At 30.2% G+C, this 22,703-nt stretch carries 20 protein-coding genes and 1 riboswitch; of the genes, 4 read left to right on the top strand and 16 right to left on the bottom strand.

What is annotated here, in order from left to right:
* Nucleotides 1-28 precede the first annotated feature (28 nt).
* The 5 genes from AXY43_RS08655 to AXY43_RS08675 form a co-directional block, all read right to left on the bottom strand.
* The gene (locus tag AXY43_RS08655; RefSeq protein ID WP_034850289.1) at nt 29-949 is read right to left on the bottom strand and encodes a glycyl-radical enzyme activating protein; all 921 of its coding nucleotides are present in this window, start codon (nt 947-949) and stop codon (nt 29-31) included.
* 91 nt (nt 950-1,040) lie between these two features.
* Nucleotides 1,041-3,575, bottom strand: a complete 2,535-nt coding sequence (locus AXY43_RS08660; RefSeq protein ID WP_023973069.1) for a glycyl radical protein — start codon at nt 3,573-3,575, stop codon at nt 1,041-1,043.
* Nucleotides 3,576-3,689: 114 nt separating this feature from the next.
* Entirely contained in the window at nt 3,690-4,265 is a 576-nt protein-coding gene (locus tag AXY43_RS08665) for a DJ-1/PfpI family protein (protein WP_023973070.1), read from the bottom strand.
* Nucleotides 4,266-4,338: 73 nt separating this feature from the next.
* On the bottom strand, nt 4,339-4,791 hold the full coding sequence (locus AXY43_RS08670; protein WP_012060220.1) for a EutP/PduV family microcompartment system protein: 453 nt from the start codon (nt 4,789-4,791) through the stop codon (nt 4,339-4,341).
* Between the two features lie 8 nt (nt 4,792-4,799).
* Nucleotides 4,800-5,180 carry a BMC domain-containing protein gene (locus tag AXY43_RS08675; protein WP_012060221.1) on the bottom strand — a complete coding sequence of 127 codons (381 nt, stop codon included), beginning with the start codon at nt 5,178-5,180 and terminating at the stop codon, nt 4,800-4,802.
* Between the two features lie 253 nt (nt 5,181-5,433).
* On the opposite strand from AXY43_RS08675, the gene AXY43_RS08680 reads away from it, so the two are divergent.
* Both AXY43_RS08680 and AXY43_RS08685 read left to right on the top strand, forming a co-directional pair.
* On the top strand, nt 5,434-5,886 hold the full coding sequence (locus AXY43_RS08680; protein ID WP_023973071.1) for a GlcG/HbpS family heme-binding protein: 453 nt from the start codon (nt 5,434-5,436) through the stop codon (nt 5,884-5,886).
* A gap of 48 nt (nt 5,887-5,934) precedes the next feature.
* Nucleotides 5,935-6,558, top strand: coding sequence for an AAA family ATPase (locus AXY43_RS08685; protein ID WP_023973072.1), 624 nt, complete (start codon nt 5,935-5,937; stop codon nt 6,556-6,558).
* Nucleotides 6,559-6,739: 181 nt separating this feature from the next.
* On the opposite strand, the gene AXY43_RS08690 is transcribed toward AXY43_RS08685, so the two are convergent.
* The 3 genes from AXY43_RS08690 to mntR form a co-directional block, all read right to left on the bottom strand.
* Nucleotides 6,740-8,032 carry an NCS2 family permease gene (locus AXY43_RS08690; protein ID WP_012060224.1) on the bottom strand — a complete coding sequence of 431 codons (1,293 nt, stop codon included), beginning with the start codon at nt 8,030-8,032 and terminating at the stop codon, nt 6,740-6,742.
* Between the two features lie 222 nt (nt 8,033-8,254).
* Nucleotides 8,255-8,356: riboswitch (purine riboswitch) on the bottom strand.
* A gap of 463 nt (nt 8,357-8,819) precedes the next feature.
* Nucleotides 8,820-9,575, bottom strand: coding sequence for an AIM24 family protein (locus AXY43_RS08695; protein ID WP_012060225.1), 756 nt, complete (start codon nt 9,573-9,575; stop codon nt 8,820-8,822).
* Between the two features lie 374 nt (nt 9,576-9,949).
* A complete protein-coding gene (gene mntR, locus AXY43_RS08700; protein WP_023973073.1) occupies nt 9,950-10,420 on the bottom strand; it encodes a transcriptional regulator MntR in 471 nt (156 codons plus the stop codon).
* 220 nt (nt 10,421-10,640) lie between these two features.
* On the opposite strand from mntR, the gene AXY43_RS08705 reads away from it, so the two are divergent.
* On the top strand, nt 10,641-11,939 hold the full coding sequence (locus AXY43_RS08705) for an Nramp family divalent metal transporter (protein ID WP_023973074.1): 1,299 nt from the start codon (nt 10,641-10,643) through the stop codon (nt 11,937-11,939).
* Nucleotides 11,940-12,219: 280 nt separating this feature from the next.
* Nucleotides 12,220-12,834 carry a sporulation membrane protein YtaF gene (ytaF, locus tag AXY43_RS08710; protein ID WP_039771820.1) on the top strand — a complete coding sequence of 205 codons (615 nt, stop codon included), beginning with the start codon at nt 12,220-12,222 and terminating at the stop codon, nt 12,832-12,834.
* A gap of 158 nt (nt 12,835-12,992) precedes the next feature.
* Here ytaF and AXY43_RS08715 read toward each other — a convergent pair whose 3' ends face one another.
* From AXY43_RS08715 to AXY43_RS08750, 8 genes are all read right to left on the bottom strand, one after another.
* Entirely contained in the window at nt 12,993-13,943 is a 951-nt protein-coding gene (locus AXY43_RS08715) for an L-lactate dehydrogenase (RefSeq protein ID WP_023973076.1), read from the bottom strand.
* A gap of 90 nt (nt 13,944-14,033) precedes the next feature.
* Nucleotides 14,034-14,804, bottom strand: a complete 771-nt coding sequence (locus tag AXY43_RS08720) for a DUF2087 domain-containing protein (protein WP_039771822.1) — start codon at nt 14,802-14,804, stop codon at nt 14,034-14,036.
* A gap of 288 nt (nt 14,805-15,092) precedes the next feature.
* A complete protein-coding gene (locus AXY43_RS08725) occupies nt 15,093-15,332 on the bottom strand; it encodes a hypothetical protein (protein ID WP_023973078.1) in 240 nt (79 codons plus the stop codon).
* A gap of 366 nt (nt 15,333-15,698) precedes the next feature.
* Nucleotides 15,699-16,010, bottom strand: a complete 312-nt coding sequence (locus AXY43_RS08730; RefSeq protein ID WP_012060232.1) for a CD3324 family protein — start codon at nt 16,008-16,010, stop codon at nt 15,699-15,701.
* A gap of 799 nt (nt 16,011-16,809) precedes the next feature.
* A complete protein-coding gene (rbsK, locus tag AXY43_RS08735) occupies nt 16,810-17,727 on the bottom strand; it encodes a ribokinase (RefSeq protein WP_023973080.1) in 918 nt (305 codons plus the stop codon).
* A 165-nt stretch (nt 17,728-17,892) separates the two neighbouring features.
* A complete protein-coding gene (locus tag AXY43_RS08740) occupies nt 17,893-19,590 on the bottom strand; it encodes a methyl-accepting chemotaxis protein (RefSeq protein WP_105411418.1) in 1,698 nt (565 codons plus the stop codon).
* Nucleotides 19,591-19,672: 82 nt separating this feature from the next.
* Entirely contained in the window at nt 19,673-21,136 is a 1,464-nt protein-coding gene (locus AXY43_RS08745; protein ID WP_105411419.1) for a sugar ABC transporter substrate-binding protein, read from the bottom strand.
* 321 nt (nt 21,137-21,457) lie between these two features.
* Entirely contained in the window at nt 21,458-22,396 is a 939-nt protein-coding gene (locus AXY43_RS08750) for a transposase (protein WP_105411420.1), read from the bottom strand.
* Between the last annotated feature and the right edge of the window lie 307 nt (nt 22,397-22,703).

A 22,703-nucleotide genomic window follows, 5' to 3' on the forward strand; every position in this document is an offset into this window, starting at 1 on the left:
TTGACTCCTCCATTCTAAAATTATATCTTTAACCACCAATAATACATTTAATCCCCTGATCCTCAATAATCTTTTTTAAGACTTCAATCTCATCTTCTTTTAATGACCGTGAGTCTTTCATAAGATAATCTCTTCCAAGGAGTTCATATTTATTTTCACCATAAGTATGGTATGGTAACAAATGAATCGTATCAATGTTATTCAACGTTTTAGTAAACCTACATAATTCCAAAATATCTTGCATTGAAGAATTAAAGTTTGGTATTAATGGTACTCTAATTACCATTTTTGATATTTCAGAAATTCTCTTTGCATTATTTAGAATTATTTCGTTAGAAACTCCTGTGTATTTTCTGTGTAATTCAAGATTTGTACTCTTAATATCCATAAGCACTAAATCTATATAAGGAAATACTTCTTCAATAGTTTCTGAATTTGCATAACCTGTAGTTTCAATAGCTGTATGCCAACCTTGTGCTTTACATGCCTTAAAAAGTTCTTTTGAAAAATCTGACTGCACTAGTGGTTCTCCTCCTGATAAAGTGATTCCACCACCAGATCGTCTATAATTTATAGCATCTTTTTTGAGTTCTTTTATAACTTGTTCAATCGTCATTTTTTTACCTTTTAAGACTAAAGAGCTTGTTGGACAAACATTGCTACATTCACCACATGCTGTGCAAATTTCTCTATTTATAAAACCTTTATTATTAACACTAATTGCACCTATTTTGCAGGCTGAAATACATCTTCCACAATGAATACAATTCGCAGATTGATACATTATGACAGGTTTAATTTTCTGTGATTCAGGATTGCTACACCATAAGCATGATAAAGGACATCCTTTTAAAAAAACTATTGTACGAATTCCTGGGCCATCATGTATAGAGAATCTCTGTATATCAAATACTGTTCCTTCCATACTATAATTAATTGTATCCATCATGCACATCTCCCCTAACCTTATAAAGTGTAACTTTTTCAAATAAAACTTATAAGGGATAAAATTTTGGCCTACTTATTATGTTCAAATAAGCTTAAAGTGAATGTTCAGTACGATTTATAATGTCATCTTGTACTTCCTTTGCTAATACAGTAAATTGAGCACTATAGCCTGCAACACGAACAACCAGGTCTTTATAATTTTCTGGGTGCTTTTGAGCATCTAATAATAATTGCTTATCAATTACATTAAATTGAACATGCATACCTTTATGATCAAAGTAACTTCTTATTACAGAAGCAAAGTTTTGTAATCCTGTATCTCCAGCAACTGCAGATGGTAAGAATTTTTGATTATAAAGTGTACCATTTGATGCTACAAAGTGATCTAACTTAGCAACAGAATTTGCTGCTGCAGTTGGACCTGCACAATCTTTACCTGCTCTAGGAGATACACCATCAGCAAGAGGAGTCTTAGCTAATCTACCATCTGGTAATGCCGCAACATCTTTACCAAATAATACATTTGCAGATACTGGGTAAACTCCAGCTTGGAATTGTCCTCCACGTGGGTTAGTATATTTTTCAACTTCGAAGCAGTATATTTGTGCGCATTTACGAGCAACCATATCAACTTCATCTATATCATTACCAAAGCAAGGAGTACTTTCAAGAAGTCTTCTTATATTATCAAAATCTCCCGAAACTGTTGTTTTAGGTGAAGTAAATTCTGAAGAGATTCTACTTTGAATTTCAGATATATCAATTGATCCAGAATTACTTAATATTCTCTTAACTGCTTCATATATCTGCATTTCAGTAACATCGGCATTGTTATTGCTTGTACTAACTGTATTAACGCCAGTATGTCCAAAGTTTGCATCTAATGCTGCTTTTAATTGATCCATTTCAATAGTTTTATCTTCAAATACATGTTTTTGAATTGCATATACGGAATCTCCTGTATCTGCTATACCAAAAGCTTGTGGTCCTGTAAAGTTATAAATTGCTCCACCTTCTTGAACAGATTTGCCTCTTCCAATACAGTCATCAACCATTGCTGATAAGAATGGTAATGGTGCTCTTTCAGCATGAGCATAATCAACACAGTTATCTGCTTCAACAAGATAGTAAACAAAGTATTCCATTTGCTTCTTAAATGCTGCATACAAATCATCGATACTCTTAAATGTTGTTATATCTCCTGTGATAGGACCTAATTGCTTGTTGCCTACTTTACCATTATTTAATGTAATTTCTAATACCTTAGCTACATTAAAGAATGCTGCATCATGCCAGCCTTCTGTCTTGTTTGGACATTGAGGTTCAACACAGCCGATAATACAATAGTTACGTGCATCTCTAAGAGTAACACCTCTATTAACTAATGCTGGAATTATAACTTCATCATTGTACATAGCAGGTACGCCAAGCCCTAATCTTGCAACTTCGCAAGCTCTTAACAAGAATTCATCTGGAGTTCCTTGCCATACACGGATAGAGAATGAAGGCGCTGGTAATTTAACATGAGCTGTTGCATCCATACACATGTAAGATATTTCATTTGTAGCATCAAGCCCTTCTTCATTTTGTCCACCAACACATAGGTTTTGGAATACAGCATAACCTGCAAAAGCTTGAGCTGAAATTTCATCACGAGTTTTATTGATATCATTAAGTTTAATCCAAATACAATCAACTAACTCTTGAGCAAATTCTTTTGAAATATTTTTATCTTCTTTAAGGTAAGGATACATATATTGGTCAAAACGTCCTGGCGAAATTGAGTGTCCATTAGATTCAATTTGAACCATTATTTGAATAAACCAGAATGATTGACAAGCTTCATAGAAGTTTGTTGCACCATTTTCAGGTACTCTTTCACAGTTAGCAGCTATTTGTAACAATTCTGCTTTTCTAGTTGGATTTAATTCTGCAGCTGCCATATCTCTAGCTTTTTGAGCATATCTATGTGCAAAATTTATTGCTGCGCTATAAGAAATTACTACAGCATTATAAAATTGTTGTTTCTTTATATAATCAGGGTCCTTCTTGTCCATTTTACTCATTGCTTCAATAACTTCAGCAATAATGCCTTTAAACCCTTTTCTTAAAATCTTTCCATAATCAACACAAATGTGTCCGACACCACCATAGAAATAATTTCCTACAGTAAATACTCCATTTGCCATACAGTCTTTTGCTTCTTGAGACATATAAGAGTCAGCAAGTGCACTTGTAGTTTTACCGTCCCAATATTTAAATGCTTCACTTAATTCCGCTGCTGTTTCTTTCGGAATTTGGAATGGATCTGCAACTCTTGCTCCCATTGTGTCAAATTCTTTAGCTACCCAATCATAAGAAAATTCTGGACAGATTTCAGTAGAACGTGGATTTTTAGTAATTGCACCAACTACTAATTCATCTTCACGAATAGTAATAGGTAGATTATTAAATATTTTTTCTACGGCTTTAGCACGTCTTAATATAGGAGATAGACCTTCTGTTTCCTTATATGATTCTGTTACAAGAACCGCTCTTTCTGATTCTACATACGGAATTGCATCCACAATCATTCTTTTTAATCTTTCAACCCTCTCAGTTGGTTTTGAAAACCCTTTAGATATCATTTATAATTCCCTCCTCAAAAAAATCGTAAAAATTTATTTCGTGCAAGTTCATTATATATTAGAGGTATGAAATCGTTGTAATACAATTCAAACTAAAATATTGTAAAATTAAAACTATAATTGAATCTTCACATTGAGAGCATTTAAAAAATCTTTCAAGATGGCTGTATTTCCTGGCCAGGCTGGTGCAGTTATTAAGTTACCATCTACCACTGTTTCATCTGGATTTTTATCTATAAATATTCCTCCAGCCATAACTACTTCTGGCTTAACAGCAGGATACGCAGTTAACTTTCTTCCTTTAATTATATCAGCCGCTGTTAATATTTGAATTCCATGACATATAGCAGCTACTGGTTTTTTTAATTCCATAAAGTATTTTACAATATCAATAACCCGTGTATTAAGTCTAAGGTATTCTGGTGCTCTTCCCCCTGTTATATATAATCCATCATATTCTTCTAATTTTAAATAATCAAAAGACATATTTAATAGAAAGTTATGTCCAAGCTTTTCAGTATAAGTTTGATGTCCTTCAAAATCATGTATTGAAGTCTTTATATATTCCCCGGCATTCTTTTCCGGACAAACTACATTAACTTTAAAACCTAACATTTCCAAGGCTTGATATGGTACCATGACTTCATAATCTTCAGTAAAATCGCCAGCTAACATCAAAATTTTTCTCATATTCAGATCTCTCCTTAAATAAAATTTGCACTTTTTAAACCTTTACATGTAATTTTAAGACATTTTCTATATGCTACTTTTCCCAAGGCAGTATATCGTCATCTTCTTTTAAATAATCCAAAAGATTTGGTATTCCTTCTCCTGTATATGAACTTATATGAAATATTTTTTTACAACCGGCAAGGCTGAGCCATGCTTCTGCTAAATCTGCTCTTGCATTCTTATTATCTATCTGAGTCACAATTCCAACTACTTCTCTAGTCGCTCCTGCTGCAATATTAGGGCTATAAAGAGAATATTCTTCAAGTGAACTCATTAGAAGTCCAATTACATCAGCTTCATAGGAGTATAGTATTAACGCTCGTGCCAGTTTTTTATTTTCAGCATATTCGCCAGGAGTATCTATAATAACATCAAAATTATTTATATATTGGGTTTTATGATATGTAATCTCTTTTCCCTTTAAAGCTTGAGTTAAAGTAGTTTTACCACAGCCTGTCCTTCCAACCAACATAATCTTTCTCATAAAACCACCTATGCCTTTGTTAGATTACAAACATTAAACCCTAGTGTATTTTTTGCATAGTTTAAGATAGACTCTAAAGCAATTGCCACATCTGAAATTGTTCCTGTAATAATCAAAGTTCCACTAAATCTATCAATAAAACCAATCTCTATTGCCGACGCTTTTATTGCTATATCTGCAGCTATTATAGAAGTTTCACTTGGAGTAACAGTGAGAATACCAATAGCTGCCCTGTTATAATCAATTTTAGGGTCTAATCCTAGCTTCTTATAAATAATTGAGTCTGGGCTCGCAATTACATGAGCCATTGTAATTTGTTTTCCTGGAACGGTTTCTTGAATTATTCTCATTAAATCAGTTTTATTTATCTGCAAATCATTTAACTTCATTTTTTTCACCCTCTCGAAGAAATTGTATTTTAAATACATTTTTTTGATACCACTCTGTTTATAATGTTAGCATATCCCTAAGGACTATTAGTAATAATTTTGTAACTAAAAATAAGTAAATTTAAGTATAGTCTGAACTTTACTTATTATACAATTGTAAATTACCTGTATCAAAATTAGTTAAATTATATAATATTATTGGAGTAATTTAACTTAAATACATTATATAAATAATATTTATAGGAGCGATTATATGATAAATGAAGATTTAATAAAAAAGTTATCGAGTGATCTAATTAGTTCTATAAAGACGCCTAAGCTAACACTAAAAATGGCAAAAGAAATTCTTGAAAAAGCAGAAAGAAAAGCTGAGTCAATAAATGTTCCAGTAGTTATAGCATTAGTTGATGATGGTGGAAATCTTATCGCCCAGCATAGAATGGATAATTCAATCTTAATAAGTATTAAAGTTTCCTTTAATAAAGCATATACTGCACTTGCTTTAAAAATGTCTACTGAAAGATTTAATGAACTAGTGCTTCCTGGCAAACCTCTTTATGGCTTAGAAAATACTGGACATGGCGAACTTTGTATTTTAGGTGGAGGAATACCAATAGTTAGTAACGGAAATATCATTGGTGCTATTGGTGTTAGTGGTGGAAGCATTGATGAAGATATTCAGATAGCTCAAGCCGCACTTAAATAATTTAATAAAATGTGGTATAATTTCTATATAGGGAAGGAGTGAGATTATATGGATAAGTTTGTAATTGCAATAACAAGAACTTGTGGAAGCGGTGGGACAACAATAGGGAAAATGTTATCTAAAGATTTGGGTATAAATATGTATGACCGTGAGTTATTACGTTTGGCTTCAGATGACAGTGGTATAAATGAAGCTCTATTTGCCAATGCAGACGAAGGTGTAAAAAATAGTTTGTTATATAAGGTTTCAAAGAAAGTATATAATGGTGAATTAATCCCACCTGAAAGTAATGATTTTACTTCAAATGACAATTTGTTCAATTATCAAGCTAAGATATTACGTGAATTAGCCGATAAAGAATCTTATGTTGTGATAGGGCGTTGTGCTGATTATATCTTAAAGGATAAACCAAATATATTTAAAATTTTTATTCATGCATCAGAAGATTACTGTATTAAGCATGAAATGGATATCCTTGGCGCTTCTGAAAAAGAAGCAATTAAGGAAATTAAGAAATTAAATAAATATAGAAGTGACTACTACTATTACCACACTGGTAATAAATGGGAGGATGTAAGAAACTATGATCTGTCTCTAGATACCAGCAAGCTCGGCTTCGAGAAATGCGTAAAATATATTAAGAAGTATGTAAAGTTACGTATGGAATTATAAATCTTCGGACGTCCTTAAAAATATCTTCAATATAAAATCAAAATTTCCAACTAAATGATAATTCAAAGCACTATTACCATTATTTCTTAACAAATAACATAGACTACTAATAGAATAGTAATTAATTTATAAAAGCCTCATGGTGAATTTTCTTACACCATGAGGCTCTTCTTATCTATTATTACATAAGCGCGAATAATCCTACAAATGCCAAGGCAATAAAATACATTGGTACAGGAATATCTTTTGATTTACCTGTGAATAATTTTATTAACACATACGAAACAAATCCAAATGCTAACCCATCTGTAATTGAATATGTTAAAAGAGTTAATATCAATGTCAAGAATACAGGCATTCCTTCAGTAAAATCTGAGAAATTAACCTTTGCTATTGGTTCCATCATTACTGCACCTAAAACTATTAGAACTGGCGCTGTAGCAAAACCTGGTATAGCAGTTAAAATTGGTGAAAAGAATAATGACAAGAAGAATAATCCAGCTATTGTAAGACCAGCAAGTCCTGTTCTTCCACCTTCAGCAATACCGGCTGCTGACTCAACAAATGCAACTGGTGTAGATGTTCCTAAACATGCACCTACTACAGACCCAATAGCATCAGCTGTTAAAACTTTATCTGCATTTTTAACATTACCTTTTTCGTCTAAGTATCCAGCTTTTGAAGCTAAACCAATTAGAGTTCCTATACTATCGAAAACATCTATAAATAACATAGAAAGAATTGCTGGTATTATACCAATCACCATTGCACTCTTAAAATCAAATTGCATAAATATTGGAGCAACTGATGGTGGCATAGATATTATTCCTGTAGGTACCTTAGCAACTCCAAAAATCATTCCTAATACATATACAGAAAACATTCCAATAATGAATGAACCTTTTATATTTTTATAATATAATACCGATATTATAATAACACCTAGACCAGCTAAAAGAACTGTTGGATCTTTTAAATTTCCTATTCCAACTAATGTAGCTTGATTAGCAACAATCATCTTAGCATCTTGAAGACCTATAAATGTTATAAAGAAACCAATACCAATACTAATTGCATATTTTAATGTTGGCGGAACACTATCAATAATTACTTGTCTAATTTTAAATATGTTAAGCGCCATAAATATAAATCCTTCGATTAATGAAGCCGCCAAAGCTGTTTGCCAAGAGAACTTCATTCCCAAACAAATTGTGAATGTGAAAAGAGCATTTAATCCCATACCTGGTGCCATACCAAATGGATAATTAGCAATAAGCGCCATAATTACAGTACCAATAAAAGAAGCCAATGCAGTTGCAGTAAATACAGCTGATACATCCATACCTGATTGACTTAAGATACTAGGATTTACTACTAAGATATACGCCATAGTTAAAAAGGTTGTTAACCCCGCTAACATTTCTGTCTTAACAGTTGTTTTATTTTTTGATAAGTGAAATATTTTTTCTAACATACCGTTCTCCTCCGTTGTTTTTACCGATTTTTTTAATACATTGTCCAATATAGATTCCTCCTATTTTTGAGCTACACAAATTAACACTGCTACTCCAAAATAATACATCTGTTAGTAGGATGCACTAACGTTGAAAAAAATATAAAAGATAATAACAAGAATTTAAAGATTTCTTGTAAAATATAAGCCCCTTTGTTTTTTTACAAAGGGGCTTATAAGTAACAAGTACCTATAAACACCCATAGTCAGACAATTTACGGTAGTCCGGTAGAAACGCTTGAACCTTATTTTCAAGCATATACGGGTAAAATTTCATTATTTATATATGACATACTAATAAATTACTTTTTGAATTTCTATACAATCATCGAATGTTAAAGCATAGAATAAATAAAATGTAATATATTCAGTGCGTAATATATAGCTCTTTATTTTACATACTTAATGCTACAATACTTTGGACTATAAATCAATAGTAAATTAAATATTTTATGTATTTTTTTTATTTTTATTTATCTAATGTTCGTGTTTTTATATGTTTTGGGCAAAAAAAATCTAATAATATAGCTATAATTCCTCGCATGTAAAATTATTCCGAATATTAGTTTTTAAGCAATCTTAATATTTATATTTATTATTCTATTAACTTTTTATATTATCCTGTTTACTATTAATCCCAAATAAACATTATTTTTGACTTACCTTTTAATTTCTTAATAGCAAAAGGATTGGTGATTATAATATTTCTTACCAATCCTTCTACAATTAAATATTCACATCCGTATTTCTATGATATTGGAGCCATAAGTATTTTTCCTGTTCCCCTATATACGTTAACCAATCCCTCTCCTGAGACTGCAGATCCAATTAAACTTTTACTAGACTTTTCAACTCTAAACTCTAAAGAATTAGACCAAGCAATTGCAAAATTCCCATCAATCCGCACCTCATCATTATCTAATATAAATTCTATCAATTCGCTTCTTGGAACAGGACTTTCTAGCACGGCTATCCCTTCACCTTTTAGACACAAATTAAATAGTCCTTCATTCCCAAGCATTGCCGAAGAGATATTTGTCCTCGCAACTATCTTTTGCTGAACCTTAGACTCACACGCTAAGAAAAGTCCATCATCTAAAACCATCCCTCCCCATTCCGAAACTTCCTCAAGCAAAATATGCCTATATGTTGGTTCTAACATCAATAAACCATTTCCCTGATATTTTGGTTTAATAGCAGACTCTTTTGTTACCTTTGATGATATAGCTTTTCCAAAAAAATCACCAATTCCCTTAATATCAGCAGCCATACTCACAGATCCTGCTGTCCACTGCATTACTCCGGAACTTATTGTGTAAGCATTACCATTCAACTCAATTAAAACCTGTCTTTTTCTAACATTCATCTCTGAAGCAAAATATGCTGCCATTGCAGTTGTAGTGCTTACACTCAAATCTTTTTTATATTCAAGAACCTTAACGCCCCCTCTTGATTCTACAATTTCAATATTTTTATTTTCAAAAAGATTCTTACATTTTACCATCGAAAATTTTCTCCCCTTATTCTTTGAATATATATTTCTTATATAGTCTATGTTAATTAATCACATTATTATGTATACAGATAGTAATAAAGATTTTTACATAGACATACAACAATTAACTAAGTTTCTTCCACTTATAAAACAGAACATTCAAAAATACAATTTGTGGCTCACTTTTTTAAATATAGTGTAATTTCAACAGGCATCTTTATTTAAAAAATAATAAAAACTATATTTACTATTTAATTATATCTACTCAAACTCAAATAAAAGCAACATAAATAAATCAGATAATAAATTAAGCCTTATAATTAAGATCTAACTTGCTATCTGATTTATCTTTATTAATGTTTAAATAAACAATCTCCATCTTTCTATTTTATAGACTCTCTATACTCCTTAAAAGCCTTAGCTATACTAGGATTGCTTTCTATAAATTGTACAAAATCCTGAAAGCATTTTGATGTTTCTTTACTTACAGTATGTTCTATCTTTTCTGTTTCATCTAATATTTCTTTATCAGGAATATCAAGTATCCTTAGAAAATTCTCAATAATATGATGCCTGTTAAGAAGTGCTGCGCCAAGTTCTTTACCACTTTCTTCAAGTATTATAATCCCATATTTTTCATACTTTACAAGTCTTTCCTCTGATAACTTCTGTACCATCCTTGTGGCAGAAGGAGGTTGAACATTAAGTGCATTTGAAAGTTCATTAATTCTTAAATACCCTTTATTCAATGACAATCTATATATCATCTCAAGATAATCTTCCATGGACGCAGTTAGCTTGCTGTCTTCTTTCTTCATATATTCGTTAAAAGTATAGAAATCATTTTTGCCCATATACTTACTCGCTCCCCGTAATAATCTACTTAATAAATTATATGCTTTAATGGCGAAAAAGTTACTTTACTGTAACATTTAGAATATTATTGCATAACTTATAATATAAAATAATTTAGACTAGGCTAAGAAAGTTAACTGTTAATAACTATCTTAATTACATATAAGATTAAAAAATTAGACACATAAAAAAATAAAGTAAGAAAGGTGATGTATTTTCTTGGAGAACGAAAGAGGTTTAAGAAGCACTGATGTATCTGTCACTGGATTTGTTCCATTTAAAAAAGACAGGAGTGCTAATATTAGTAAATTTAGGCAACTATTAAAATATTTAGGTCCAGCTTTTATTGTAAGTGTAGCATATATAGATCCTGGAAACTTTGCAACTAATATTAGTGGAGGATCGGAATTTGGCTATGCGTTAATTTGGGTAATTTTATTTAGTAACTTAATGGCTATCTTTTTACAGATAATGTCTGCAAAATTAGGAATAGCCACAGGCCATAACCTTCCAGAAATGTGTGCCAAAGTATTTTCTAAAAAAACAAATTGGGTATTTTGGATTGTTGCAGAAATAGGTGCAATGGCAACTGACTTAGCAGAATTTCTAGGTGGAACTTTGGGATTATATTTATTGTTCCATATACCAATGATATATGCTGGGATTATTACAGGAATAATAACATTCTTCATTTGTTATATGGAAAAGTATGGCCAAAAAACTATAGAAATAATAATATCAATTCTTGTTGCAGTAATCTGTATTGCATATACAATAGAATTATTTCTTGCCAAACCTGATTGGTTTCAAGTAGGAATTCATACAATAATTCCATCACTGCCAAATAGTCAGGCATTATTAATCGCAGTAGGAATGCTTGGTGCAACAGTTATGCCTCACGTAATATACCTTCATTCACATTTGGTCCAGCATAGAGGAACTGATACATCCATTGAAGGAAAGCTAAAACATTTAAAAATGGAAAAAATTGATGTAACAATAGCTATGAATATTGCCTTTATAGTGAATGCTGCAATGGTTATTGTATCCGCTGCTGTATTCAATAAAAATGGATTAATTGTTGATACAATGGAGCAAGCCCATGCATCATTACAACCTTTACTAGGTTCATTATCTAGCGGAGCTTTTGGAATAGCATTACTTGCCTCAGGTTTGTCATCATCTGCTGTGGGTACTATGGCAGGTCAAACAATTATGAAGGGTTTTGTGAATTTAAGTATACCAATTAATATTAGAAGACTTATAACTATGATGCCTGCATTGGCTATAATTGCACTTGGAATAAATCCAATGAATACCCTTGTTTTAAGCCAAGTAGCACTTAGCTTCATATTGCCATTTCCGATAATACAAATGCTAACTATAGCTAGACGTAAGGATTTAATGGGTATTATGGCAAATCGCAATTGGGTAAGAATTTTAGGTATTATCATCGCAGCTATAATCATATCACTAAATATGGTTCTCTTATATTTAACATTTACTGGCCAAGCTTAATAGTAATATTTTAGGAGTGTTTTGTGATTAAGTCTATTAACATGTTAAAAGATAAAAACTCTTCTTTTCGGTCTTCCAGAGCCTTAGAAGAGTTTTCTTCCCACTATTAATTTAATCTACACATTTTTGTATGGACATCTTATAAAATATAACTTAAATATCTTTATGTATTTAATAGATATTAGTAATTAAACGTAATTTCTCTTAAAAATTCTTAATCACCACACAAATTTACAACCATATATTAAATATAAGTAATAATTAAGAAGGAATGACATATATGATATTAATTTTATCTGCTTTATTATTTAGTTTATCTTCTAACTTAGATAATTTAGTTATAGGTATTGCATATGGAATAAAAAAAATAAGAATAGACACAACTGCAAATCTTATAGTAGCACTTGTAACTTCTACTGGAACATTTTTATCTATGTTACTTGGCATATATGTATCTAAATTTTTACCAAGCTTTTTATCAAATAGCTTAGGTGCTGGAATTATTATAATTCTAGGATTATACTTTGTAATTCAAAGTATTTTTAAACTTATAAATAATAAAAAAATAAAAGAACTCGCTTTAAAGAATACTAATGATATGATTGAATATGCAGAAAAATCAGATTTAGATAAATCAGGAGATATAGATAAAAAAGAAGCTTTTTTGGTAGCTTTTGCATTAACATTTAATAACTTTGGTACAGGAGTTGCTGCAAGTGTAACAGGCGTTAATATAGAACTTACAGTCATATTAACATTTATATTAAGTATTTGTACACTTAAACTTGGCGAAAGAGCTGGAAACCATATTTTAGGCAAGTTCTTAGGTAAATTTGCTCCGTTAATTTCAGGACTCTTACTTATAAGTCTCGGGATCATAGAATTATTTAACTAATAGATTTAGATTAAATATGGTTTACTAAAATCGTAACATAATAAATTGAAGAACGATTATAAATTTTAGGAATGAAAGTATTTCTATAAAAAGAAATGCTTTCATTCTCAATTTTTTATATAAAATATCATTTATACAAAAATATTAAATATCATATTTTATAATTTTAGTCTTTTATTGTAGTCTTTTATAATCTCAATAGATTCTTTTAATTCTGCCTTTTCACTTTCAACTAAGTGATATTCAACAAGTTCCTTCACTCCTTGATTATTTAAAACCGCCGGAACACCTGCATATGTGTCACTTTCCCCATACTCTCCATTAAGCATAGCTGATACAGGAATAACTTTATTTTCATCGCGTAATATTGCTTTTACAATCTGAACAGTAGTTGCTGCAATACCAAAAGTAGTTGCACCTTTAGCATTCACAATACGATATGCTATTTTCTTAATATCTTCCGTTAATGAATTTAAATTAAAACCTTTTAATCTCATTTTATTGTCATTGATTATATCTAAAAACTTTTTACCCCCAACTGTAATTTGACTCCATGGAATTATCTGTGAATCTCCATGTTCTCCCATGCACAAAGCATGAACACTTTGTGGGTCAACACTCATAACATCAGCTAAATGATATTTCAAACGTGCTGAATCTAGAGCTGTTCCTGTTCCAATGACTTTACTTGCTGGCAAACCTGAAAGTTTGTGCACGTAATATGACATAACATCAACAGGATTTGTTATTACAACTATTATGCCTAAAAATCCACTTTTCATGATGTTCGGGACTATATTATTCATTATTCCTGCAGCTTTTTCTAACATATCTAATCTTGTTTGCCCTGTAATATAAGGTAATGCAGCTGCAATTACAACTATATCTGCATCATTACATTCTTCGTACTCTCCATCTTTTACCCTCATCTTACTTCCGCTATATCCAAGAGAATGTTGCAAATCCGTTGCTTCAGCCCATGATTTTTCTTTATTTATATCAATCAGTATTAAGTCATCGCAAACATGATTCATTACCATATCAAATGCTACCGCTGCCCCAACAGAACCCGTTCCAACTATTACTACTTTACTTCTTCCAATTGCCATATATATCCCCCTCTACTAATTTTTCTATAAATTATTATATCAAAAATTAGACCTATTATCATCTAACCAATTCCACTTTAGCATAAAAACTTATTCCTTAATCCAATAGCTGCTTCCATCTTTTTTTCTTTCTATAAAACCATACTCTATTAAAGCTCTTCTTATGGTTACGTAATCCTCATACACTCTCTTTAGAATCCTATTTATCTCTTTTTCAGAATATTGCTTTCCTTTTGAAAAATTTCTTGATATCTCTTCTAACACAATAATCTTTTTCTTTTCTCTAGCTGGATAACTCTTTAAACCACCATTTTCATTCATATAAGTTTCAATAACACTCTTCTTTTCTTTATCTGTTATATTATACCTATCATCTAAAGTAGTTGCTGTTTTATAAGCATCACATATAGTCTCTTTACCAATTTTATTAATTTTCTTATTTGTGGTTCTTGAAAGCAAATCCATCATAGCTAAAAATAATTTTGCTTGCTTTTCCTTTTCTCTTAATTTATATCGGTGATTTCGTATTGTTGATTGCGCAACTTTAAGTTTCTCTGAAATTTCTTTATCAGATAATCCCAGGGCAATCAATTTTATTAATTCTCTTTGAACATCTGATATTCCAGTAAAACCAGAATTCATATTTAACAAATATTCAAGCATTGAACCGTGGCTTGTTTTAAGATGTAACTCTGCTGATTTCTTTGCATCATACAGCTTTGAATTTATTTCATATATTCTTCCTCTCTGGAATTCTTCTTCACATATTATGCACCTATATCCATCATCTTCTTCGAGAATCCCTTCTTTAAGCTCACTTATAGTAGCATTCCAAAATAATTCATTTGATTTTATATCCATTAATCTCATTCCCTTTCAATATAATTACTTTCTATTTAATATATTACAGACTTTTATTTACTTTGTCTATATATAAGCAAACATTTATCACTAATGTTTGTACCATATCAATATCAACTTTCTAAGTGTACCTCATGAAACTTTTCAATGTTCTATTTATTTCAAATAAAAATAGACCAACCATCTCTATTTATTGTTTATGGTTGACCTATTAATATATTAGATATATCTTAAAACTTACTTGTATTTTTTTAATACTTTCAGATTTGAAATTCTATTATTATAATTCTAAAATAAGAGCCTATCTCTTTGCATCTGAATGCTAATTCTATTTCTGCATTCCTCATAATCGTTAGATTTTAGCTTTCTAAACTTGTAGTAATCAAAACTCTCTATAGTATCTTTAGGCGCGAAATTAAAGATTGCTACAATAAAAGCTTTAGCCTTTCGTTTTAACTTAACAAATAAGTTTCCTATTTCATTTTTATTCTTCATATTTATCTTACCTCTACTAATTCCAAATTTCATTCCGTATTTTTTATAATTCCTTTCCTTGAATACTCCCTAAATTCTGCTTCATGATATTCCATTTAACTCACTCCTTCTTTAATATTTTTAAAGTTTTTGAAACAGCTTATTTAATAATAAACTAGCACCACAATAATAGTTTACCCTTACCACAAATTAAATGATATGTAAAAAATTATTATAATTAAACTTTCTTAATTCCGACTCTTTAATTTAGAATCAGCAAAAAACTGCTGAATATAATTTTCAACGCAATATCCAACTAATAATTAATTAGATATTGAGTTGTATATTATTTACAACAGTTTCTTTATAGGATTCCTGTACCTTGCAAATCATTTTATATTATAAATATGAACTTCGTCTTTACTTGGCCTTACTTTTTAGCACTATATGTGATGATTCTAATTTTTCATTATTTAACTTAAATATAATTTTTCTTATACTATCATCTGAAAGATTATATGCCTCTGCAATATCAAAAACTTTTTCGCCTTTTTTATATAATTTATATATTTCTAAATTTCTTTCTCTTATTGCTCTTTTAGTACCATTACTTTCTCCCCAGCCCTTTCTTTCTTCAGTCTTAGGAATATAAATGGTTTCTCCTTGAATATACTTTTGAAGCTCTCTCAAAAGCTTTTCTGGCAGGATATCCTTTCCGTTTTTGTAACACACCCTTGATTTCCTCCTTAAAATTTTCAATATTCAATAATGCTACGTTTTTTAAATTTCTCATTGAAACCACCTCCTAATAATTTCTATAATCAAAATTAGATTATTACTCCTTATAATTAGATTCAGATTAAAAAATCCCGTGGATACTAATTAATCATCCATGGGATTACACATAAAAAACTAGATAATTACTATTGTCTAGTACTTCCTTATGCTTAAAAAATGCAATAAAAAAACACGATAACCCTCGTGTATTCTGCCTAGATATATATTAATTCTTCAGATGATGGTTAATACTCTTTTGAAAGCACAACGAATGAAAAGTAAGCATAACATACTTCCATTACTCTATAAATATCACAAAAAATAATTATAAAGTTTTCTATAATGACTTTCAGCAATATTCAATTATTTTAAAAAAACCTCAACACTTTTATTTAATAAAATTTTCATATAAATATCCTCCTTCATCTGAATTTTGGTCATTTAACTTTCCTAAATAACCCATATAATATATATTATTCAAAATAATGTTTTATGTCAATATTCTCTAAAAATATTTTTGAATTACTCACAAATATACTTTTTTAGATATGTCTAAAAATCTTTCAAAGGAGGATATAATCCTCCTTATTTTATTGGCAGGGTTATTATCTTAAATTTAAGCTAATAACCACCTCTTATTAATTTTCAATATAATCATCCCCTCTCCATTATATTTACCGGTAAATTAATTATCGCATTATACTTATAAATATCTCAATGGAAATAATTTTTATAATTAATTTTTCTTATAAATTTATCTATCTCTAATAAATTTATCAACTCTTTCAAAAGTTGGCATAGCTTCCTGAGCTCCTAGTGCAGTTGTTGAAATAGCACCTACTGCATTTCCAAATATTACGCATTCTTTAAGTTCTTTTTCTTTTGCTAGCGCAAAAGCAAATCCTGCATTAAAAGAATCTCCCGCTGCAGTTGTATCTATTGGATCAACAATAAATCCTGGAACTCTAGTACATTTATCTTTCTTAATAATTGCAGCCCCATCACTACCTAACTTTGCAACTATAACTCTTACTCCCTTATCAAATAATGTTTTTGCTGCTTCTACAAGGTTTTCTTCACTATTTATCTTTCTTCCAATTAAAGTCTCCAACTCTGTTTCATTTGGTGTTAAATAATCCACATATTTAAAAATTTCATCGGGAAGACCCACCGCTGGTGCTGGATCAAGTATTACTGTCTTACCTTGTTTCTTTAGTTTTTTCATAGTTGCAATTGCTGTTTCTAATGGAATTTCTAATTGAAACAAAAATATATCTGCTCTCTCAATCAAACTCCATTTGCTTTCAATATAATTTATATCAACTTCTGCATTAGCTCCTGGAACAACAATTATATTATTCTCTCCATTATTACTTACTTGTATCACTGCTACTCCAGAAGACATGCCTTTTTCAATGCTTACTCCATCAGACTTGACATTATTACTTCTTAAAACTTCTAGATATCTTTTTCCATACATGTCTTCCCCTATTTTTCCTACCATAAGCACATCTGAACCCAACCTACCTAGTGCTATTGCTTGATTACCACCTTTTCCTCCTGGAAATGTATTAAACGCTTTCCCCATGACAGTCTGTCCTGCCACAGGAAAATTTTCTACTGTAGTTACTAAATCCATATTTAAACTTCCAATTACACATAGACTTTTCATATAATACGCTCCTCTTCCTACATTAAATTAAAACGAAATATATTTATAATTTAAATCTAGTGTTATTATATCACAATTTCTATTCCTAAAAATTTCACTAACTCAACATATGCTTCGGCACTCCAAGAATCTTGTATCACTACTATTAAAATTTCTAAAGTTCGCTTAAACCCTAAACTTAGAAACAACGTTGGCTAACTCACTTGAAATGTTAGCCAAAGTAGTGGCAGATGCAAAGAATTCTTCCTGAGTTGCTAGCTGTTCTTCCACTATTGCAGATATATCTGTACTTCCTTCTAGTGATTTATTTGAAATTTCACATATATTCTTAGATATTTTTTCAATTGCATTTATTTCATTAACCATTACTAAAATTTCATCTGAAATATTTTTTATTTCACCGTCAACATCATTGTTTGACTCCACAATATTCTTAAATGCTCCTTCAACTTCCAAAACTTTTTCTGAGCCACTCATTACCTCGCTAACCGCAATGGACATACTTTTAATCAATACATTAATGTAATTTTGAATTTGAGTTAAAATTTTAGATATCTCTACAGTAGATGTTGCAGAACTTGTTGCTAGTTTGCGAATTTCATCTGATACAACTGCAAATCCTTTTCCATATTCACCTGCTCTAGCTGCTTCAATCGCAGCATTTAGAGCCAACAACTCCGTACTGGCTGTAATTTTAGAAATAGTATCTAGTATGGTTTCTATTTGCGATGAATTTTCTTTTAAAATGCCAGTTACCGATTGGATATTCATAACTTGTTCTTTAATAGTGTTCATTTGATTTAACATGGATCTAACTTTCTCATTTCCACCTTCAGCTATTTTAAGAGATTTATTAGCCGAGGACAAAACATTATTTGACTTTTCTTTTATTGTGCTATTCATTTTAATAAGTCTATTAACTGCTTCTTCAGTCCTTTTTGCTTCACTAAATTGATACTGCGAACCATCGACAGCATCTTGAGTAGATACTGCGATCTGATTAACTGCTTTGACACTTTCCTTCGCCCTATCCTTGATCATAGTAGAAGATTCATATAAATCCTTGCTATTATTAATAATCCCCTTAATCATAGTTCTTAGATTTTTTGTCATTTCATTAAAAGAACTTGTCAATAAAGATACTTCATCGTTAGAATTCACTTTATATTCTTCTACCTGTAAATTTCCATTAGCAATATCATCAGCTAATAGTACAATTTTATTCAATGATTTTCCTAACTTTATCGAAAAGAAAATAGCAAAAATTATGCTAAAAAAACCTATGGATACTATAAAAACAATGATTAGCACTCCTGTAAAATTAGATTTTTTAGCCAAATCTGCTCTAGCTTTATTTTGTTGATCTAATTCGACTGACATATATTCCTGCATGCTATTTTGAATTAGTTTAGAAAACCTGTTCATAAGTTTATTTTTTTCCACCATTTCAGTGGCATTCTTACTTTCAAAAAGTTTTATATTTTCCTCTGAATAAGACTCTAACATTCTGCTTACGGCATCAAAAGATTTCAGTGCCTTCTCTCCAGATACATTATCTTTAATAAACTCTTGATTTTTATTAATATTTATAAATTTATCATCTATAATTTTTTTATTCTCCGCTGTTGGGTTTAATATATATTTTGATATATCCTGAGGAATTGAGTTTATTAAAATTATTATATCATTCGCCATAACATTTTTTTCAATCATAATATTTTCTTGCACCAAATAAGACCTCATAGTCATATAAGATGTTATTCCTACTGCAGATACCAAAAATATTATTAATGAGAAGCTTATAATAAGCTTTGATTTTATTGTTAAGGGAATTGTTCCTGGAACTGAGCTTATTTTTTTCATCTTGAAGTTTCTCCTTCCTCTTATGTCATTGATTCTATAAAATTTTCAGATATAATATTAACTTCTAATTAATATCCATATATTATTTAATTGGTGCCCCAAAAGTATATTCATACCATTGATCAGGTGTTTGAGTTTTCAATCCAAATATAGTATCTCCGTCTTTTGTCACCATAGGTATATTAGGTGTAATAATATCATGTGGCATTGAACCATTTTTAGTGATTATATTAAGTAAAGTTCTCATTCCAATATCAGATATTAAAGGCGTGTATGGTGTATTCACTTCAAACAATCCATCTTTTACGGATGTAATTGCTTTTTTAGAATCATCAATTGATAAAAACATCATCTTTTTAGTATCCTTTCTGCTATTTAATCTATTAGCATTTTTTGATGCATCATAAGCAGCAATTGCTTCATGATCACCTGTTCCAAATACAACATCAATAGAAGGATATTCATTTAATGCTAATTGCATATTGGCAAGTGCTTCTGCTGTATTATCATCATCATGATATGATTTTAATATATGAATATCAGGGAAATAACTTAGTACCTTAAGAAAATGACCAGTTCTATTAGCATCTGCAGTACTTCCAGAAGGCTTTCTAAGAAGAACTACATTTGCATTTAGACTGCCTTCTTTTGCAAGTTTCCAAATTAAATACATACCACACTGAGCGCCATTTGCTGGAAAATTCCCGGTAACTCTACTCGTGGTTTCCTCGAGTCCTGTCATTCTATCAACGCTTACAACTGGTATACCTGCCTCAATAGCCCTTTTTACTGGTGCAATAGTTGTTTCTGATTCAACCATAGGCCAAGTTAAAATCCCATCCACTTTCTGCAAAACAAAACTATCTATAATATCCGCCATTTTATCGTTGTCCCATTGAGCATCTTTAACATCAACTTCGACGTTTGGATGTCTTTCTGCTTCCCATTGAGCTGCATCAGCTAAACTAACATTCCATGGCTGATCAAATCCATGAATAGCAACACCAATTCTATACTTTTTATTTAAGTCTCCAACTGGTCCTGATTTTAAGGCCACATAATTTGAAAATGGTAATTTCAAATCCAGCTCGCTAAATGCTCCTTTTATCTTAGTTCCATCTCCATTTGTCCATTTATAGTTACCGAAAGGCTTTCCCGTAGGATATGTACTCATATAAGTTTCAAATTTTTCATTCTTATATATATCCGTAATCTCTTTATTTGCATCTGAAAGAGGTAAATTAATAAAAAATTCTAATATATCACTATCCGATAACCCTTTTGATTTAAGACTTTCAAAAAAATCCAATGCCTCTTGTCCTTTTAAATTTCTTACCTGATCGTACAACGGTGCCAAATCCACTGATTTCTCATTTGTTACAGTTTGTGTTGGAACTTCTTCAATATAATCTTTTTGCCTGTCTTCTTTTGGTTCGTTATCAACAATTACTTTACCTACTTGGGAACAAGCTGATAAAATACTTCCAACCAAAATTATTAATACAATGCAACTTAATTTGCGTAACCTAAAATTTAATATTTCCATTTTGACTTTCCTCCTTGGTAGCATCTAATCATATTAGTAATTCAATCCTTTTAATACACAATAACTACTTAGATATCATATTTGTTAAATTTATAACAAATATAGGCCTCTTAAAAAACGTTTACACAACTTGTATTCCTCCCTTGCAAACTATCTTTTTTAATACAAACTTATTGTAATGTTATATTCACTACTATATTAAAATACTTCTATAATTTCTATAATTCTACAATAATTTCAAAAATCCTTTATTTTATACTTCTTTAGGTTGTTGAATAACTAATTTTTACAAATGGTTATTTAAGAAAATATTCTTAGAAATTATATATTCCAAGGATATTTTCTAGTTTTTATTCCTTGCTGCTTTTTGTTAAATTCATCTATTAAGTACGCTAATAGGACCCATTTTATATGACGTTCGTATCGGGCTTGCCCATAAAGCCTTGGGTTTTCTAAGTTATATAATCCCTTTAATACAGAGAATAACTGCTCTATTTTCAATCTGTTTTTATATAATTTTGATCCAATAGAAGATTGAATAAACAAAGCATTTTCATATCGTTTATCAGTAAATGACTCAATACTTTTAGCCTTACGCATATTTATATCAGTTAACAAATTAAATTCTAAGCTAGAAGCAATTTCAAACCATTCTAATGAATCATATGCTGCATCTGCAAGTATTAAAAATGGATTATAAATTTTAGCTTCATATAGTAAATCTAAGACTTGATTATCATAAACATTAGCTGTTGTTAAATAAAAAACTAGAGGAATTATAATATCACTAACTGCTGCAATACAGTATAATTTATAACCTTTATAATATCCAAGGCGGGTACCCTTACCGGATTTAGCTTCGCTATCGTATTTTGAACTTCTTAAAGCAGTTCCATCTATTGCACACAGTCTAGTTTCAGGATTGATAAGTTCAACAAGCATAGCATAAATACCATAATATATATGTTTCTCTAAAATTTTAGTTCTTAATGAGAACGTAGAATAATCTGGTACTTGATTGAGTTGAATTATAGACTGAAACACATAGTCTTGCTTTATACGATATTCAAGCTCTCTTAAACTGAAAATACTACTTTTAACGCCATATAATATACATGCAACTATTTGTTCATCTGAATACTTACGTGGTCGCCCTTTAGTACTTTTAATATTCGAATTTAATTTAGCAAATGCAATTTTAACAGCTTCAAAAATTTTATAATGGTCATTTTCACTTTTAATATTTGATGATATAATCATATTTGAGTCATTCCTTATGTGATATATTTGGGTTTTTCGCGAAATTATTATATCACAAAGGGATGACTTATTTATTTTTTACAAATTCTGTTTATTCAACAACCTATTCTTAATAAATGTTATTTTTACAGTATAATATTACTTCGGAGATTTAAGGTAAAGTATATATAATAATTATTCTTATACATCAACCTTAAAAATAAAAAGCTCTCAACATACATTGAGAGCTTCACTTGTATTAATTAAATGCTAAAAATTATTATTTTCAAAATATATATTTGTAAACTTCTTTAAAACTTGATATGAA

The organism is Clostridium sp. MF28 (assembly GCF_002969175.1).
GTDB classification, from domain to species: domain Bacteria; phylum Bacillota; class Clostridia; order Clostridiales; family Clostridiaceae; genus Clostridium; species Clostridium beijerinckii.

Coding starts and splice junctions, on each gene's coding strand:
- AXY43_RS08655 (WP_034850289.1), bottom strand. CDS start 949: ATGATGGATACAATTAATTATAGTATGGAAGGAACAGTATTTGATATA.
- AXY43_RS08660 (WP_023973069.1), bottom strand. CDS start 3,575: ATGATATCTAAAGGGTTTTCAAAACCAACTGAGAGGGTTGAAAGATTA.
- AXY43_RS08665 (WP_023973070.1), bottom strand. CDS start 4,265: ATGAGAAAAATTTTGATGTTAGCTGGCGATTTTACTGAAGATTATGAA.
- AXY43_RS08670 (WP_012060220.1), bottom strand. CDS start 4,791: ATGAGAAAGATTATGTTGGTTGGAAGGACAGGCTGTGGTAAAACTACT.
- AXY43_RS08675 (WP_012060221.1), bottom strand. CDS start 5,180: ATGAAGTTAAATGATTTGCAGATAAATAAAACTGATTTAATGAGAATA.
- AXY43_RS08680 (WP_023973071.1), top strand. CDS start 5,434: ATGATAAATGAAGATTTAATAAAAAAGTTATCGAGTGATCTAATTAGT.
- AXY43_RS08685 (WP_023973072.1), top strand. CDS start 5,935: ATGGATAAGTTTGTAATTGCAATAACAAGAACTTGTGGAAGCGGTGGG.
- AXY43_RS08690 (WP_012060224.1), bottom strand. CDS start 8,032: ATGTTAGAAAAAATATTTCACTTATCAAAAAATAAAACAACTGTTAAG.
- AXY43_RS08695 (WP_012060225.1), bottom strand. CDS start 9,575: ATGGTAAAATGTAAGAATCTTTTTGAAAATAAAAATATTGAAATTGTA.
- mntR (WP_023973073.1), bottom strand. CDS start 10,420: ATGGGCAAAAATGATTTCTATACTTTTAACGAATATATGAAGAAAGAA.
- ytaF (WP_039771820.1), top strand. CDS start 12,220: ATGATATTAATTTTATCTGCTTTATTATTTAGTTTATCTTCTAACTTA.
- AXY43_RS08715 (WP_023973076.1), bottom strand. CDS start 13,943: ATGGCAATTGGAAGAAGTAAAGTAGTAATAGTTGGAACGGGTTCTGTT.
- AXY43_RS08720 (WP_039771822.1), bottom strand. CDS start 14,804: ATGGATATAAAATCAAATGAATTATTTTGGAATGCTACTATAAGTGAG.
- AXY43_RS08725 (WP_023973078.1), bottom strand. CDS start 15,332: ATGAAATTTGGAATTAGTAGAGGTAAGATAAATATGAAGAATAAAAAT.
- rbsK (WP_023973080.1), bottom strand. CDS start 17,727: ATGAAAAGTCTATGTGTAATTGGAAGTTTAAATATGGATTTAGTAACT.
- AXY43_RS08740 (WP_105411418.1), bottom strand. CDS start 19,590: ATGAAAAAAATAAGCTCAGTTCCAGGAACAATTCCCTTAACAATAAAA.
- AXY43_RS08745 (WP_105411419.1), bottom strand. CDS start 21,136: ATGGAAATATTAAATTTTAGGTTACGCAAATTAAGTTGCATTGTATTA.
- AXY43_RS08750 (WP_105411420.1), bottom strand. CDS start 22,396: ATGATTATATCATCAAATATTAAAAGTGAAAATGACCATTATAAAATT.